11 protein-coding genes are annotated in these 15,056 nt (G+C 74.8%); 7 read left to right on the forward strand and 4 right to left on the reverse strand.

Annotated features, from left to right (window positions below; all coding sequences use genetic code 11):
- Positions 1-52: 52 nt before the first annotated feature.
- From NP075_RS14860 to NP075_RS14870, 3 genes are read right to left on the reverse strand one after another with little or no spacing between them, the layout of a single operon-like run.
- Positions 53-886, reverse strand: coding sequence for a hypothetical protein (locus NP075_RS14860; RefSeq protein WP_227565223.1), 834 nt, complete (start codon positions 884-886; stop codon positions 53-55).
- Positions 883-1,749: an ABC transporter permease subunit gene (locus tag NP075_RS14865; RefSeq protein WP_227565222.1), complete on the reverse strand. Its 867-nt coding sequence runs from the start codon at positions 1,747-1,749 to the stop codon at positions 883-885. Before NP075_RS14865 ends, NP075_RS14860 begins: the two co-directional genes overlap by 4 nt.
- Positions 1,746-2,672, reverse strand: coding sequence for an ABC transporter ATP-binding protein (locus NP075_RS14870; RefSeq protein ID WP_227565221.1), 927 nt, complete (start codon positions 2,670-2,672; stop codon positions 1,746-1,748). The genes NP075_RS14865 and NP075_RS14870 overlap by 4 nt, the downstream gene beginning before the upstream one ends.
- A 196-nt stretch (positions 2,673-2,868) precedes the next feature.
- On the opposite strand from NP075_RS14870, the gene NP075_RS14875 reads away from it, so the two are divergent.
- The 4 genes from NP075_RS14875 (at position 2,869) to NP075_RS14890 (ending at position 8,284) form a co-directional block, all read left to right on the forward strand.
- On the forward strand, positions 2,869-3,438 hold the full coding sequence (locus NP075_RS14875; protein WP_227565220.1) for a TetR/AcrR family transcriptional regulator: 570 nt from the start codon (positions 2,869-2,871) through the stop codon (positions 3,436-3,438).
- A 25-nt stretch (positions 3,439-3,463) separates the two neighbouring features.
- Positions 3,464-4,636 (forward strand): SGNH/GDSL hydrolase family protein, encoded by a 1,173-nt coding sequence (locus NP075_RS14880; protein ID WP_227565219.1) that lies wholly within the window; start codon positions 3,464-3,466, stop codon positions 4,634-4,636.
- Between the two features lie 304 nt (positions 4,637-4,940).
- A complete protein-coding gene (locus NP075_RS14885; protein ID WP_227565218.1) occupies positions 4,941-6,428 on the forward strand; it encodes a non-reducing end alpha-L-arabinofuranosidase family hydrolase in 1,488 nt (495 codons plus the stop codon).
- A gap of 374 nt (positions 6,429-6,802) precedes the next feature.
- Positions 6,803-8,284 carry an outer membrane protein assembly factor BamB family protein gene (locus NP075_RS14890; protein WP_227565217.1) on the forward strand — a complete coding sequence of 494 codons (1,482 nt, stop codon included), beginning with the start codon at positions 6,803-6,805 and terminating at the stop codon, positions 8,282-8,284.
- A gap of 303 nt (positions 8,285-8,587) precedes the next feature.
- Here NP075_RS14890 and NP075_RS14895 read toward each other — a convergent pair whose 3' ends face one another.
- Entirely contained in the window at positions 8,588-9,469 is an 882-nt protein-coding gene (locus tag NP075_RS14895) for a Fic family protein (RefSeq protein WP_227565216.1), read from the reverse strand.
- 304 nt (positions 9,470-9,773) lie between these two features.
- Between NP075_RS14895 and NP075_RS14900 the strand changes: the two genes are divergently transcribed.
- The 3 genes from NP075_RS14900 to NP075_RS14910 all read left to right on the forward strand — a co-directional run bounded on the left by NP075_RS14900 (position 9,774) and on the right by NP075_RS14910 (position 14,948).
- On the forward strand, positions 9,774-11,702 hold the full coding sequence (locus NP075_RS14900; protein WP_227565215.1) for an ATP-dependent helicase: 1,929 nt from the start codon (positions 9,774-9,776) through the stop codon (positions 11,700-11,702).
- Between the two features lie 115 nt (positions 11,703-11,817).
- Positions 11,818-12,858, forward strand: a complete 1,041-nt coding sequence (locus NP075_RS14905) for a hypothetical protein (RefSeq protein ID WP_227565214.1) — start codon at positions 11,818-11,820, stop codon at positions 12,856-12,858.
- A gap of 182 nt (positions 12,859-13,040) precedes the next feature.
- Positions 13,041-14,948, forward strand: coding sequence for an oxidoreductase (locus NP075_RS14910; protein WP_227565213.1), 1,908 nt, complete (start codon positions 13,041-13,043; stop codon positions 14,946-14,948).
- The last annotated feature ends 108 nt before the right edge of the window (positions 14,949-15,056 follow it).

Genomic DNA, 15,056 nt, shown 5'->3' on the forward strand with positions numbered 1-15,056 from the left:
GCGGGTGTGCTCCCGGACGCCCGGCCGCCCGACCGTCCGCGGCAGGGCACCGTCAGCGGACATCGTGGCGCCGCAACCGGTACGCCGCCGCGCCGAGCGCGACGAGCACCCACGCGGCGACGACGGCTCCCCCGCCCCACGCCCCGAGCTGCGGCCCGCGGGTCGCGGCGTCCAGCGCCGCGACCGCGGCGTCGTCCTGCGTGAGCCGGACACCCGACGACGGCAGGAACGCCCGGATCGTGTCGGTGACGCGACCGGGGTTCCGCGACAGGAGCTGGTCGCCGAGGACGAGGAGCACGATGCCGCCGACGATCGCGTCGGCGGGCCGCCGCAGCAGCGCACCGAGACCGAGGCCGAGCAGCGCGACGGCGGCGCACGCCAGGACGAACCCCAGCAGGGCACGCGCCGCGCCCGGGACGGACAGGTCGAGCGCCGGGGCGTCGCCCCCGAGGGTGCCCGCCGTCGCGAGGTACGAGCCGGCGAGGGCGAGGAGGGCCGTCACGGACGCGGCCACCGCCGTGACGAGGGCTTGCGCGGTGAGGACGGGGAGCCGCCGGGGCACGGTGGCGAAGGTCGTCCGTGCCGTCCCGGTCGTGTACTCCGACGTCCCCACCAGCGCACCCAGGACGAGGAACCCGATCTGGGCGAGGACGAAGCCGGAGGTGACGACCCACGACCCCGACCGACCGTCGTCAGGCCTGACGAACAGGCCCAGGCCGTAGGCGGTGACCGCCGCGACCACGACCGTGCCGAGCGCCAGCCAGCCGTTCGACCGCACGCTGACGAGCTTGGTCCACTCCGCGACGAGCACGCGGGTGAAGGTCGCACGCGTGCCGGGAGCCGCCCCGCGCGCGGCGCGCGCCGGTGAGGGTGCGACGGTCCTCACCGCACGTCCCGGGTCCGCAGCCGCAGGACCGCCGCCGCGAGCAGGACGAGGATCCAGGCCGCGAGCACCAGGCCGCCGTCCACCTGGCTGAGGTCCGGCACACCGTCGCCCGCCATGTTCGCGACCGAGGGCTCGACCACCATCGTCTGGGCAGCCCCCGGGCTGAGCACCGCGATCATGCCGGCGACGCTGGTGTCCGGGGCGGCCTCGCCCGGCACCGTCGGGGCCGCAGGGAATGCCGACATCACCGAGAAGGGCAGCAGCACCGCCAGGAACAGCGCCGTCACCATGGCCGGGACGGTCCGGCGCAGCAGCGCGCCGATCGCCTGCCCGAAGAGCGCCAGGCCGACGAGGAGCAGCACCATCCCGAGCAGGATGCCCGGCGTGTGGCCGCTCGCGAGGTCGAGCGGGATGCCGCGCGCGCCCGCCGAGGGCAGGAGGCCCAGGACGCAGACGACCGTCGTCAGCACGGCGACCACCAGCGCGAACGCCGCCAGGGCGAGCGTCTGGGCAGGGAGCGCGGGCCACCGTCGCGGGACCACGGTGTACGTCGTGCGGAACACGCCCGTGCGGAACTCGCCCGCACCGACGAGCACGCCCAGCACCAGCGGGCCCAGCTGGGCCAGGAGCAGACCGGACGACAGGTCGCCGACCGGGCGGAAGCCGGGGTCGACCGACGACGCCTGGGCGCTCACGTAGGTGAGGAGTCCCGCCACGGCCACCGTCACCGCGGCGATCCACCACGGGGAGCGCAGCGAGACGATCTTGGTCCACTCGGCCGTCAGGACGCGTCCGAACGTCGGGCCGGAGCGCGTGGACGGAGCCACCTTCGGCGCCTGCGGAGCCGTGGTCGCGGCGCTCATCGGGCACCTCCGCGGGTGTCGGCCGTGCGGTACTCGACGGCGTGGTCGGTCAGCTGCAGGTACGCCTCCTCGAGCGAGCCGGCCTCGGTGCCGAGCTCGAGGACGGTCGCCCCGCACCGGCGTGCGGCGGTGCCCACGTCGTCGACGGACGCGCCGCGGACCTCCAGCACGCCGCCTGCCTGCGGCGTGACCTGCGCGCCGGCGGCGAGCAGCTCGCGGGCGAGCGGCTCCGGGTCGGTGGTGCGCACCCGCACGGTGCCGGCGCGCGCGGACCGGTCGACGATCTCCTGGACCGTCGCGTCCGCGAGCAGCCGACCGCGGCCGATGATGACGACCCGGTCGGCGCACAGCGCGAGCTCGTGCATGAGGTGCGACGAGAGCAGCACCGTGCGCCCCTCGGCCGCGAGCTCGCGGACCAGGCGCCGTACCCACAGCACGCCGTCGGGGTCCAGGCCGTTGACCGGCTCGTCGAGGATGAGCGTGGTGGGGTCGCCCAGCAGCGCGCCGGCGATGCCGAGCCGCTGGCCCATGCCGAGAGAGAACGTGCCCGCGCGGCGGTGCGCGGCCGGCTCCAGGCCGGTCTGCGCGATGACCTCACGGACGCGGGCCTTGCCGATGCCGTGCGTCTGCGCCATCGCCAGGAGGTGCTTGTACGCGGTGCGGCCCGGGTGCACCGAGCGGGCGTCGAGCATGACGCCCACGGCGTGCAGGGGCGCCGGCAGGTCGGCGTACCGGCGCCCGTCGACGCGGGTGGTCCCCGCCGTGGGGCGCTCGAGCCCGACGACCACGCGCATGGTCGTCGACTTGCCGGCGCCGTTGGGCCCGAGGAACCCGGTGACGGTCCCGGGCCGCGCGGCGAACGTCAGCCCGTCCACGGCCGTCGTGCTGCCGTAGCGCTTGGTCAGCGCCTCCACCTCGATCATGACGTCTCCTCCGTGTCGGTCCGGCCCGTGCCGGGCTGCCGTCGGCGACGCTACGGAGACGCACCGGGGTGCCAGCACCTGCCGGTGGACGAGAAGCGGCGGGTGGGTTCCTCCTCCCGTGGGAGGAGGAGCCCGTCCGGGAGCCGTGCCTACGGGGTATAGGCTGGGGCCTTCGTCTTGTAGCGAGGAGCTCCCGATGGCCACCCGTGCCGGACTGACCGTGCCTCTCCTGACCACCGCCGCCGCCGAGCTCGCCGACGACCTGGGCTTCGATCAGGTCACCGTGTCCGCGGTCGCGCGTCGCGTCGGCGTGCAGCCGGCCAGCCTGTACGCGCACCTGCGCGGATCGGACGACCTGCGCACGAAGGTGAGCGTGCTCGCCCTCGAGGAGCTCGGCGACCGGCTGGCGGTGGCACTGGCGGGGCGCGCCCGCCGGGAGGCGCTGCAGGCCCTGGTCGACGTCATGCGTGACTACGCCCGGGAGCACCCCGGCCGCTGGGCCGCCACGCAGGTGCGCGTCGACTACACGCAGGCCGCCGCCGCGGGCACGCGCATCTCGGCCCTGACCGCCGGGGCGCTGCACGGCTACGGGCTGCCGGCCGCGGAGCGCCCGCACGCGGTCAGGTTCGTCGGGAGCACCGTCAACGGGTTCCTGCACCTGCAGGCGGTCGGCGGCTTCGACCACTCGGCACCCGACGCCGAGACGTCCTGGGCCCGGACGGTCGACGCCCTCGACGCCGCGCTGGACGCCTGGCCCCACCACTGACCACCCCCGCACCACGAGGACGACGATGACCACCCCCCTGCTCACCATCCCCCTGACCGACGACCTGTTCCGCGGCGCCCTGGAGCTCGAGCGGACCGGGCGCGGCGTCCAGCCGCACCGGCTGCCCGGCTGGGCACGCCGCCAGCTGCCGGACCCGCAGCTGCTCATGGCCGAGGCGCAGCCGTCCGGCGTGCGCCTGGTCGGCCGCACGCGCGCGACCCGCATCGAGCTCGACTCGCTGCCGACGCGCGTCACCTACGTCGGCGCCCCGGCACGGCCGGACGGCGTGTACGAGCTGCTCGTCGACGGCGCGCCCGCGGGCCGGGCGACCGTCGACGGCGGCGACGTGCTGGCGATCGACCCCACCACCGGCGCGCGCGAGGTCCGCCCGGGTGCACCCGGCACGGTGACGTTCGCCGACCTGCCGGACCGGGACAAGACCGTCGAGCTGTGGCTGCCGCACAACGAGCTCGCCACCCTCGTCGGGCTGCGTGCCGACGCCCCCGTGGAGCCCGTCCCCGCCGACGGCCGGCCGGTGTGGCTGCACCACGGCTCGTCCATCAGCCACGGCTCCAACGCGCTGACGCCGACGGGGACCTGGCCGGCGCTCGCGGCGCGCGCCGCGGGGGTCGACCTGGTGAACCTCGGGTTCGGCGGCAGCGCGCTGCTGGACCCGCAGACCGCACGGACCATGCGCGACGTCCCGGCCGACCTGGTCTCCGTGAAGATCGGCATCAACATCGTCAACGGCGACACGATGCGGCTGCGGGCGTTCACCGCGGCGGTGCACGGGTTCCTCGACACGATCCGCGACGGGCACCCGCGCACCCCGCTGCTCGTGGTGTCCCCGCTGCTGTGCCCGATCCACGAGGACACCCCGGGACCGGGGGCGTTCGACCCGAGCAGCTTCGGCTCGGGTCCGGTGCGGTTCATGGCCACGGGCGACCCGGCCGAGGTGCCCGCGGGCAGGTTGACGCTGACGGTCGTCCGCGACGAGCTGCGCCGCATCGTCGCCCAGCGCCGTCAGGAGGACCTCCTGCTGGGCTACCTCGACGGGCGCGAGCTGTATGGCGCCGACGACGCGGCGGCCCACCCGCTGCCCGACGCGCTGCACCCCGACGCCGCGACGCACCGGGTCGTCGGGGAGCGGTTCGCGCGTCTGGCGTTCGGCCCCGGCGGCGCGCTCGCCGGCGCGTGACGCCCGGCGCACCACGACGGGCGGGCGACCGCTTACCGCGAGACGCGACAAGTTGGCCCCCGAAGGGCTGGCGAAACGTTTAAGCCGTCTCTGCACCCCTTCAGTCCGACGGGCACCGCGTGGCAATGTGAAGGTTCACAATCGCCACCGCAGCGCCGGGCGACGACGAGGCCGACCCGGCGCTGTGACGTCACAGCAGTCCCCCGCTCGATCCCGTGACTCGAAGGAGAGCAGCATGAGACCAGCACGCGCATCCGGGCCCCGCCCGGTGCCAGGACTCCGACGCCGGTGGGCGTCCGCGCTCGTGGCCGCAGCGACGGCCACGTCGGCCGTCGCGATCTCGTTGGCCGTCGCCCCCGCGGCGTCCGCGGCGACCGTCGACCCCAACGCCTCGTACGTGCTGGTCAACCGCGGCAGCGGCAAGGCCCTCGACGTCTACAACCTGTCCACGGCCGACGGCGCCCGCATCACGCAGTGGAGCCGCAACGACGGCTCGCAGCAGCAGTGGCAGTTCGTCGACTCGGGCAACGGCGCCTACCGGATCAAGTCGCGACTGTCGGGCAAGGTCCTGGACGTCAGCAACTGGTCGACCTCCAACGGCGGCGCGATCGTCCAGTACACCGACCGCAACCAGGCCAACCAGCAGTTCCGCCTGCAGGACGTCGCCGGCGGCTACGTCACGCTCATCAGCGTGCACTCCGGGCTGGCGGTGGAGGTCCAGGGCGCCTCGACGGCGGACGGCGCGAACATCGTGCAGTACTCCAGCTGGGGCGGGACCAACCAGCAGTGGCAGCTCGTGCAGCTCGGCGGCGGCTCCACCCCGACCCCGACCACGTCACCCACGCCCGGTCCGACCGCCTCACCGAGCCCGCCGCCGACGGGCACGTGCTCCCTGCCGTCGTCGTACCGCTGGCGGGACTCCGGCGTGCTGGCGCAGCCGCGCTCCGGATGGGCGTCGCTCAAGGACTTCACCGTCGCGCCGTACAACGGCCAGCAGCTCGTGTACGCCACGACGCACGACAACGGCGAGTCGTGGGGCTCGATGAAGTTCGGGCTGTTCACGAACTACTCGCAGATGGCGTCGGCCAGCCAGAACTCCATGCCGTTCACGGCCGTCGCACCGTCGCTGTTCTACTTCGCCCCGAAGAACATCTGGGTGCTGGCTTACCAGTGGGGCGGCCCGGCGTTCTCGTACCGGACGTCCACCAACCCGGACAACGTCAACGGCTGGTCGGCGCACCAGACGCTGTTCACCGGCTCGATCAACAACTCCGGGACCGGTCCGATCGACCAGGCGCTCATCGGTGACGACCAGAACATGTACCTGTTCTTCGCCGGGGACAACGGCCGCATCTACCGGGCCAGCATGCCGATCGGGAACTTCCCGGGCAGCTTCGGGTCGAGCTACGAGACGATCATGACCGACTCGACGAACAACCTGTTCGAGGCCGTGCAGGTCTACAAGCTCGCCGGGCAGCAGCGGTACCTCATGATCGTCGAGGCCATCGGGTCGCAGGGCCGCTACTTCCGGTCCTTCACGGCCACCAGCCTCGGCGGCACGTGGACGCCGCAGGCCGCGTCCGAGAGCAACCCGTTCGCGGGCAAGGCCAACAGCGGTGCGACGTGGACGAACGACATCAGCCACGGTGAGCTGCTGCGCACCAGCGCGGACCAGACCATGACGGTCGACCCGTGCAACCTGCAGCTGCTCTACCAGGGCCGCTCCCCGAGCTCCGGTGGCGACTACGGCCGCCTGCCGTACCGCCCGGGCCTGCTGACGATGCAGCGGTAGGGCGCACCCAGGGCCCGTGGGCCGGGCGACACTCGGCCCGCCCGGCCCACGGGCTGGATTGCTCTCTCACCAGGGGGTGAGAGAGCAATCCAGCCCACCCCCAGGGGTGAGAGAGCAATCCAGCCCACCGCTCCTGCACTCCGGGTCGGGCATGCCGGTGAGGATCGACTGGGCAGGCATCGGGTTCACCGCGGCGGCGCGGCTGCCTTCGTGCTGCTCACGACGGCAGCCATCCAGCACGACCCCGCACGACTGGATTGCTCTCTCACCACCTGGGAGGGCGTGCACCACCTGGGAGGGCGTGCACCACCCGGGGCTGGTCTGGTGCTCGTCCTCCTCTCCCCAGGGCGTGCGTGCGCCGCTAACCTGCGACGATGGTGCGCCGGCCGACCCTGCACGACGTCGAGGTCGTCGACGACGACGAGCTCGACCCGAACCCCGCCCCCTCCGCCGCACCTGCGCGCCGTCGTCACCGACGGGCGCTGACGGCCGGTGCAGCGGTGCTCGCGGTCCTCGTGACCGGGGCGGTGGCGGCGCAAGTCGTCGCCGACCGCCGTGAGGACGCGCGGATCGCGGCGGTCGCGGCCCTGCCCGGCGCGGTGGCGCCGCTGGCCGGCCCTCCGCAGGTGCTGTGGGAGACGGCCCGGGACAGGCAGTTCGGTGTCGACGCGCGGGCCGCGGACGGCACCCTCGTCGGCGTGCGCGCCAGCACCGAGGGGCCGGTCCTGGTGGTCGGCCGGGACCCGCGCACCGGTGACGTGGTCTGGGAGGTGGAGCTCGTCGACGGGACGACGCGCCCGGCACCCGACTCCGTGCCGGGCGAGCTCGTGGCGACCTCCGGGGCCTGTGCCGGCCTCCCCCGCGAGGAGCATCAGGTCGTCTGCCTCGTGCACGACGGCATGGCGGTGGTGGACGACGACGGCTGGCAGACCGTGCCGTCCACGGTGGCGCGAGTCGTCCTCCTCGACACCCGCGACGGGTCGGTCGCCGCGGACCTGTCCGAGGCGCTCGTCCCCACGAGCGCCTCGGCCCTCGCCGTCGTCGGCGACCTCGTGCTCACCACGGCGGGGCCCGGGGCACGCGTGCGGGCGGTGACCACCGACGGCGCGCGCCGGTGGGACCTCCCGGCGCCGGGCGCCACCACCGCCGAGGACGCCTACGTCCAGGCCACCGCGCTGGACGACCTGATCGCGATCGTGACCCCGACCGTGGTGCGGCTGGTGGACGCCACCGGACGCCCCGTCCGCGACGTCCCGGTCCCGGACGGGCTGGCCCCGTCGTGGTGGGTCGACGGGGTGGTCCTCCTGGTGCCGGAGTTCGACGAGGGGGCGACGGACGGGACGTCGGTCGAGGCCCGCGGCGGTGTGGTGCGTCCCGAGGGTGTCGTCGAGCTGACGGGCGACCCCGTCGGCGTCGACCTGGACGACGGCAGCGTGCCGGGGCTCGTCCTGACGAGCGACGGGGGAGCCTTGCAGGGCTGGGGCGGGGACGGTCGCCGCCTGTGGTCGGCCGCCGTCGCGGCTCCCTGGGGAGCGATCCTCCTCGACGGCCGGCTGCACTTCACGTCGGGGGCGACCCTGGTCACGCTCGACGCGCGCACAGGTGAGGAGCTGTGGCGCTCCGACGCGACCACGACGTCCGTGGTCACCGACGGCCGGCACCTGCTCACCCTGGTGGAGCCGACGCGCGGCGAGGCGGGCCCCCAGCTGGTCGCGCTGGACCCCGTCGACGGCAGCGAGCGGTGGCGCAGCGCCCTGCCCGACGGCACGGACTCCCTCGAGAGCTACCTGCACCTGCTGATCGCCGCCGCCCACGACGAGACGACCGGGACGACCCGAGTGAGGGTCCTCGGCTGACGCCCGGACACCGCTGCTGCGGGAACGCACGACGACCCGGGCGCTCTCGTGCGGCGCGCGCCCACCCTCGAGTGACGCGGTCAGCTCCGTCGCGGTGCACCCGGGCTCGACCGCCGTGAACCGGATGCCCTGCGCGGCCTTCGCGTACCGGAGCATCAGCATCGAGGCCGCGGCCTTCGAGGCGGAGTACAGGATCGGGTTGAGGTGCTCGACACGAACAACTGCATGGTGTGGCGCGGCTGGAGGCGAACCTGCGCGCGGCGCGACGCGTCGTCCGGCCGTGAGAGGCGACCGGCAGACGGGCTAGGGCGACCCGAGCACGGGCGCGTCCGTGGCGAGGCGCATCAGCTCTGCCCGCATCGACGGGTACGGGTCCTCGATCGGCGCCGACGGGCCGACCATCCGGCCGACCTCCGCCAGCGCGTCACCCGCGACGTAGTACCGACCCTTCGTCTCCCCCACCGCCCGCAGCAACCCGACGTCCGCCAGCGCCTTGAGGTCCCTGCTCGCGGTGCGCTCGTCGATGCCGGTCTGCTCGACGTAGGTCGAGCGCCGCAGCCGGAAACCGATCAGCGCGGTGTACAACCCGTCGAGCGCGCGGTCGGGGATCCGCTGCGCCGCGAGCACGTCGTCGAGGACCTCGTAGGTGCGCTGGGCGCGCGCCAGCCTGCTCCGCAGCGTCTGGGCCTGCATGTGGTGCGCGCGGAGGTTGAAGCTCACCCACAGCCGGGCGTCGCCCTCGGGTGCCCACCGTCCGCGCCCCGTGACGGCGAGCACGCGGTAGTAGTCGTCGGTGTTCGCCCCGAGCCACTCCTCGATGCTCGCGAACTCCGGTGCGGCGACACCGCGCCGGGCGAGCACCAGCGTCTGCAGAGCGCGCGCCATCCGCCCGTTGCCGTCGCGGAACGGGTGGATCATCACCAGGTCGAGGTGCGCCATCGCGGCCTGCACCAGCGGGTCGACCCCGCGGTCCGTCCGCAGCGAGTCGACGAGCTCCGACATGAGCCCCGGGACGTCGTCGGCAGCTGGTCCGGTGTGCACGACCTGCTCGGTGCGGTCGTCGTGGACGACGATCTCCCCGCGCCGGTACTGGCCCGGGCTCTTCGCGAGATCGTGCGCGAGCATCATGTAGTGCATCGAGCGGAGCGCGGACGCATCCAGGTCGAAGTGCTCGTCGGCCGCCATCGCGAGGACGTAGCCGAGCGCCTGCCGGTACCCCCTGATCTCGGCGAATGTCCGCTCGTCGGCGCTCAGCGGCTCCTCGTCGTCGAGCGCGGCATCGGCGTCGTCGAGCTCGACGCGGTAGCCCTCGATGCTGTTCGAGCCCTGGATCGCACGAGCCAGCGCCGTCCTGCGCAGGCGTCCGGTCCATCGCCGCGGCCCCCGGGGCGAGCGTCACTCGGCCCCGGCCAAGGCGCCGAGGTTCCGGCTTCCCCGCGGGCGCAAGGCACGATGTCCCGGGGTGGACGAGCGCACGGGAGGAGACGCGGTGACCGACGCAGCAGCAGACCGTGCCCTCGCGGGCCTGGACGACGAGCAGGCCGCCGCGGTCCTCGCACCGCCCGGCCCGGTGCGCGTCATGGCGGGCGCGGGGACCGGGAAGACGCGCACGGTCACGCACCGCATCGCGTACCAGCACCTCACCGGGGCGGTCCCGGCGCACGTGGTGCTCGCGGTGACGCACTCGGCCAAGGCCGCAGGTGAGCTGCGCGACCGGCTCGCGCGGCTCGGCACGGGCAACGTGCAGGCGCGCACGTTCCACGCCGCCGCGATGCGGCAGCTGCGGTACTTCTGGCGGGCGACGGGCCTGCCGGGCGACGGGCCGGTGCTGCTCGACGTCGACGGGCGAGGCGCGTACTACCGCTACCTGCGCGGCGCGCTCGCCGTCACGCTGCGCACGTCCGCCGGTGACCTCGACGCCGCGCTGGTGACCGACCTGGCGACCGAGCTGACGTGGGCGGCCGCGCGCGACCTGACGGCCGACGAGTACACCGCCGCCGCCGAGGCGGCCGGCCGCCGGCCCGGCATGGCGCTCGCCACCGTCGCCGGGGCCATGCGCCGGTACTCGACCGCCAAGCGCGCCGCCGGGGTGCTCGACTTCGCGGACCTGCTCGCCGTGTGCGCGCGCATGCTCGAGGAGCACGAGGAGGTCGCGGCCGAGGTGCGGCGGCAGTACGCGTCGTTCGTCGTCGACGAGTACCAGGACACCGACCCGGCGCAGCAACGGCTGCTCGACGCGTGGCTCGGTGGGCGCGACGACCTCACGGTCGTGGGCGACGCCCGGCAGGCGGTCTACGGGTTCAAGGGCGCCGACACGTCGCTGCTCACGGGCTTCACGGCGCGGTTCCCGCGCGCCGTGACGGTGGACCTGGTCCGGGACTACCGGTCGACCACCCCGGTCGTCGACACCGCGAACCGGCTGATGGCGGGCCGGCCCGAGGCGACGGGCCCGGCGCTCGTCGGCATGCTGGGCGACGGGCCTGCCCCGCGCGTGGTGCGGTGCGACGACGAGGACGACGAGGACGCGCAGGTCGTCGCGACGGTCCGCGGATGGCTCGACGCGGGCGTCGCCGCCCAGGAGATCGCGGTCCTGCACCGCTTCAACGCCCAGGCCGTCAAGCTCACGGCAGCGCTGCGCGACGCCGGCATCCCGGTGGTCGCCGGCGACGGGTCGGCCTACTTCGCCCGCCGTGAGGTCGCGCAGGTGCTCGCGCTGCTGCGGCGACGCGCGGCCCAGGCCCCGCACGACGACGCGGCCGGGGTCCTCGACGAGGCACTGACCCGGGCGGGTTACGACCCCGGCGCCCCACCCGACGGCACCGGCGCGGCCCGCGAGCGCTGGGACGCCCTCGACGCGCTGCGCGCCCTCGTCGAGTCACTCCCGGAGCCCTTGACCCGCACGCTGGGCGCACTGTCGGCGGACCTGGACCGGCGCGCGGCCGAGGACCACGTCCCGCCCGGCCGGGGCGCCGTCACCGTCACCACGATCCACAAGGCCAAGGGCCTGGAGTGGGACGCGTGCCTGCTCGCACGCGCGACCGCCGGGTCGCTGCCCTCGGTGTACGCGACCACGGGCGCCGAGCTCGCCGAGGAGCGTCGGCTGGCGTACGTCGCGGTGACGCGCGCGCGCCGGCACCTGGTCGCGACGTGGGCGGCGGGGCGGCCGGGCGGCCGCCCGGCCCGCCGGTCGCCGTACCTGGACGCGTTCGAGCCCTCCGCTGCCCGCCGCACCAGGGACGTCGGTCCGCGCACGGTGGTCCACCCGGCGGCGGAACGGTTCGCGACCGGTCAGCGCGTCACGCACGACCGGCACGGGCTGGGCAAGGTCGTCGACGTGCGGGCGGGCAAGGTGACCGTGGACTTCGGGTCGGCCGGGCGGCGGACCGTGGCGGCGGACACCCGCCTCGTCGCGCTCTGACCGGACGCGATCCGGCGCATGCCACGGAGGTCCTCGCGGCGGGCCGCGCCGCCGACGAGGCCGCGGTCGAGGAGCGGCTCGCACTCAAGAGCGTCCACGCACATGCCGTTGCGGCGTGGTGACGACGAGCAGCACGGTCGCGGAGGCGGTGGCGCGCCTCGCGGCAGCCTGCCGGCTGGCCGGCATCGAACCACCGGAGCCCGCGCAGGACGTCGACGACGCCATCGCGCGTGTCCGGGCCGAGATCGCGCCGCTGCGCCTGCCGCCGGAGATCGAGGAGTTCTGGCGGCTGGTCGATCCGGGAACGCTGCGCGTCGCCCCCTGGCCTGAGCCGTCGGGGCTGGCCTTCGCGCTGGACGGGTGGCGGATGCACCGCGACGAGCCCGGGATGTGCCCACGCATCCTGTTCCCGCTCTGCTACGCGAGCCACTCGTTCGTGCTGGTCGAGCTGGACGACGGCGGCGGCGGCGGGCACCTGTTCCGTTGGGGCTACGGCGGCGAGCCCTTCCGCCGGCAGCACGCGTCGATCGTGGACCTGCTGGACCTCACGGCGCACTTCGTGGAGCAGTGCCGCTACGAACGCCGCGAGCACGACGGTCGCAGCTGGATCCACTTCGACCCCGAGCACCTGTGGGGGGCCGCGGCCGAGGAACGTCTCGCCCAGCGACCGCCCCACCCGCGCATCACGACCCCCCAGATCGAGGAGTCCCCCGACGCGTGGCCGCCCCACTGGCGCCGCGCCGACGGACTGCCCGACGGGCCAGCCGCGCTGCGCGGCGCGACGGCCACGGTCGCGCAGCTCCTGGCGGCGGCCGCGGCCGGCGAGGGGGTGAGCGGCACGCTGCTCGCGCACGCCGCCACCGCGATGATGGGCCCGGGCGGACGCCGCCTGCGCGTCACCGACCACACCGGGACGCTCGACGTGTGGGCGCCGTCCGGCGTCGGGGCCCACGTGCGCACGCGTGACGTCGAGATCGACGTGGTCGTCACCCCTGGGCCGCCGGCCGCGCTCGACACGACCGACGCGCGCCGCGACCTGGAGGGGCGCGCGCGGGCCGGGGACCTCGCCGGCGTTCAGGCCGCCGCGGAGGCCGCGTACGCCGCGTTCACCGCACCGGCACAGGCGGTGGCGACGGACATCCGCGCCGCAGGCTGACGCGGCTCGACCTCGTCCGGGACTCCGTCGATCTGCGGCGCTGCGCACCGCCCGCCCGCGACACCCGCCTTCGTCGACGACCTGCTCGAGCGCGTGGTCGACCACTGGGACGGTGAGCCCCAGGTGCGGCCCGGCAGGCACGGACGTAGCGTCGAGCGTGTTGGTCGACGCAAGGGGGCGCCATGTTCGACAGCCTGCTCAGCCCAGGCCGGATCGGTCGGCTCGAGGCTCGCAACCGCATCGTCATGCCACCCATGCACGTCGGCTTCGGCCGACATGTCGACGCGCGGGAGGTCGCGTACTTCGCGGCGCGTGCCGCGGGGGGCGTGGGGCTGATCATCACCGGAACGATGACGACGACCTCGCGGTTCGAGGACAACGAGGGGTGGCCCAAGGTCGAGGACGACGGCGCGATCCCCGAGCTGGCGCGGCTCGCCGACGCCGTCCACGCCGAGGGCGCGCTGCTGGCCGGGCAGCTGACGCCCGGGTCCGGTCGGGTGGGCCCGGCCGAGCCCGGTGGTGACGTCCCGGTCTCCGCGTCGCCCACGCCGTGGCTCAACGACCCGTCGCGCACGTGCCGCGAGCTGACGACCGGGGAGGTGGAGCAGCTGGTCGCGGACTACGGGCCCGCCGCGGCACGCCTCGCCGCCGCCGGCTTCGACGCCGTCGACGTCCACTCCCACACCGGGTACCTCATCGACCAGTTCATGAGCAGCCAGTGGAACCAGCGCACCGACCGGTACGGAGGCTCGCTGGAGAACCGCCTGCGGTTCCCGCTGGAGATCATCGCGGCCGCCCGTGCCGCCGCGCCGGACCTGGCCATCACGTTCCGCCTCACCGTCGACCACCACATGCCCGGCGGCCGGCAGCTCGACGAGGCGCTGCAGATGGCGCCGCTCATCGCGGGCGCGGGCGTCGACCTGCTCATGGTCGACGACGGCGCGTTCGAGACCGTCGACTGGATCTTCCCGCCGTACTACATGGGCGACGCGCCCCTGCTGCCGGGCGCGGCGGCGGTCAAGCGCGTCGTCGACGTCCCGGTGATGGCGACCGGGAACATGACCCCGGAGATCGGCGAACGGGCGGTGGCGAGCGGGGAGGTCGACTTCATCGGCATGGGGCGCGCCCTCATCGCCGACCCCGAGCTGCCCCGCAAGCTCGCCGGCGGACAGCCCACGGCCGTGCGCCCGTGCATCCGCTGCAACCAGCTGTGCGTGGGCAACATCCTGCAGGGCCAGCCGCTGGGCTGCGCCGTGAACCCCGAGGTGGGCATCGAAGGGCACCTGCCGGGACCCGCCCAGGAGCAGCGGCACGTCGTGGTCGTCGGTGCGGGACCGGCCGGTCTCGAGGTCGCCCGCGTCGCCGCGACCCGCGGGCACCGCGTCGACGTCTACGACGAGTCCGACCACGCGGGCGGGGTGCTGTGGCCCGCCGCGACGCCGGACTTCAAGAGCGAGCTGCGTCGGATGGTCGACTGGTGGGAGGGGCAGATGGCCGGCCTGCCGGTGACCCTGCACCTCGGGCACCGCATCACGGCGGACTCCCCCGAGCTGCGCGACGCCGACCAGGTCGTCGTCGCGACGGGCTCGGTCCAGCTGGTCCCCGCGAGCATCCCCGGCACGGACCGCGACGACGTCGTCGACGTCCTGCGCTTCCACCAGGGTGCGCCCGTGGGGCACCGGGTCGTCATGGTCGGTGGCGGGCTGTCGGGCTGCGACGCCGCGCTCGAGCTGGCGAACGAGGGGCACGACGTCACGGTCGTGGAGATGCTCGACGAGATCGCCCGGGACATGCTCGTCGTCAACCGCCTCACGCTGCTGCGCCGCCTGGACGAGGCCGGGGTGCGCCTGCTCACCAGCACCCGCGTGCGGGCGATCGCCGACGACGGCGTCGAGGTGGAGGGTCCCGACGGCGTGGCGACGCTGCCGGCGGACACCGTCGTCCTCGCGCTCGGCAGCCGGCCGCGCACCGACCTGCTCGCCGAGCTCACGGCCGCCGGCATTGCCGCGGAGGCGGTCGGCGACTGCGTGCAGCCGGCCAAGGTCGGCGAGGCGGTCAACGGCGCGTACGCGCTCGCCGCGCGCCTGTGAGGCGAGGCGGCGCCGTCGTCGGCCCGAGGAGCGTCATCCCGGCTGGGTGAGGCGGCGGCACCGCCGCCGCCGCGACGATGTGGAGCACGGAACCGGCCGGTGGACGAG

This window comes from Cellulomonas wangsupingiae (genome assembly GCF_024508275.1).
Taxonomy (GTDB): domain Bacteria; phylum Actinomycetota; class Actinomycetes; order Actinomycetales; family Cellulomonadaceae; genus Cellulomonas; species Cellulomonas wangsupingiae.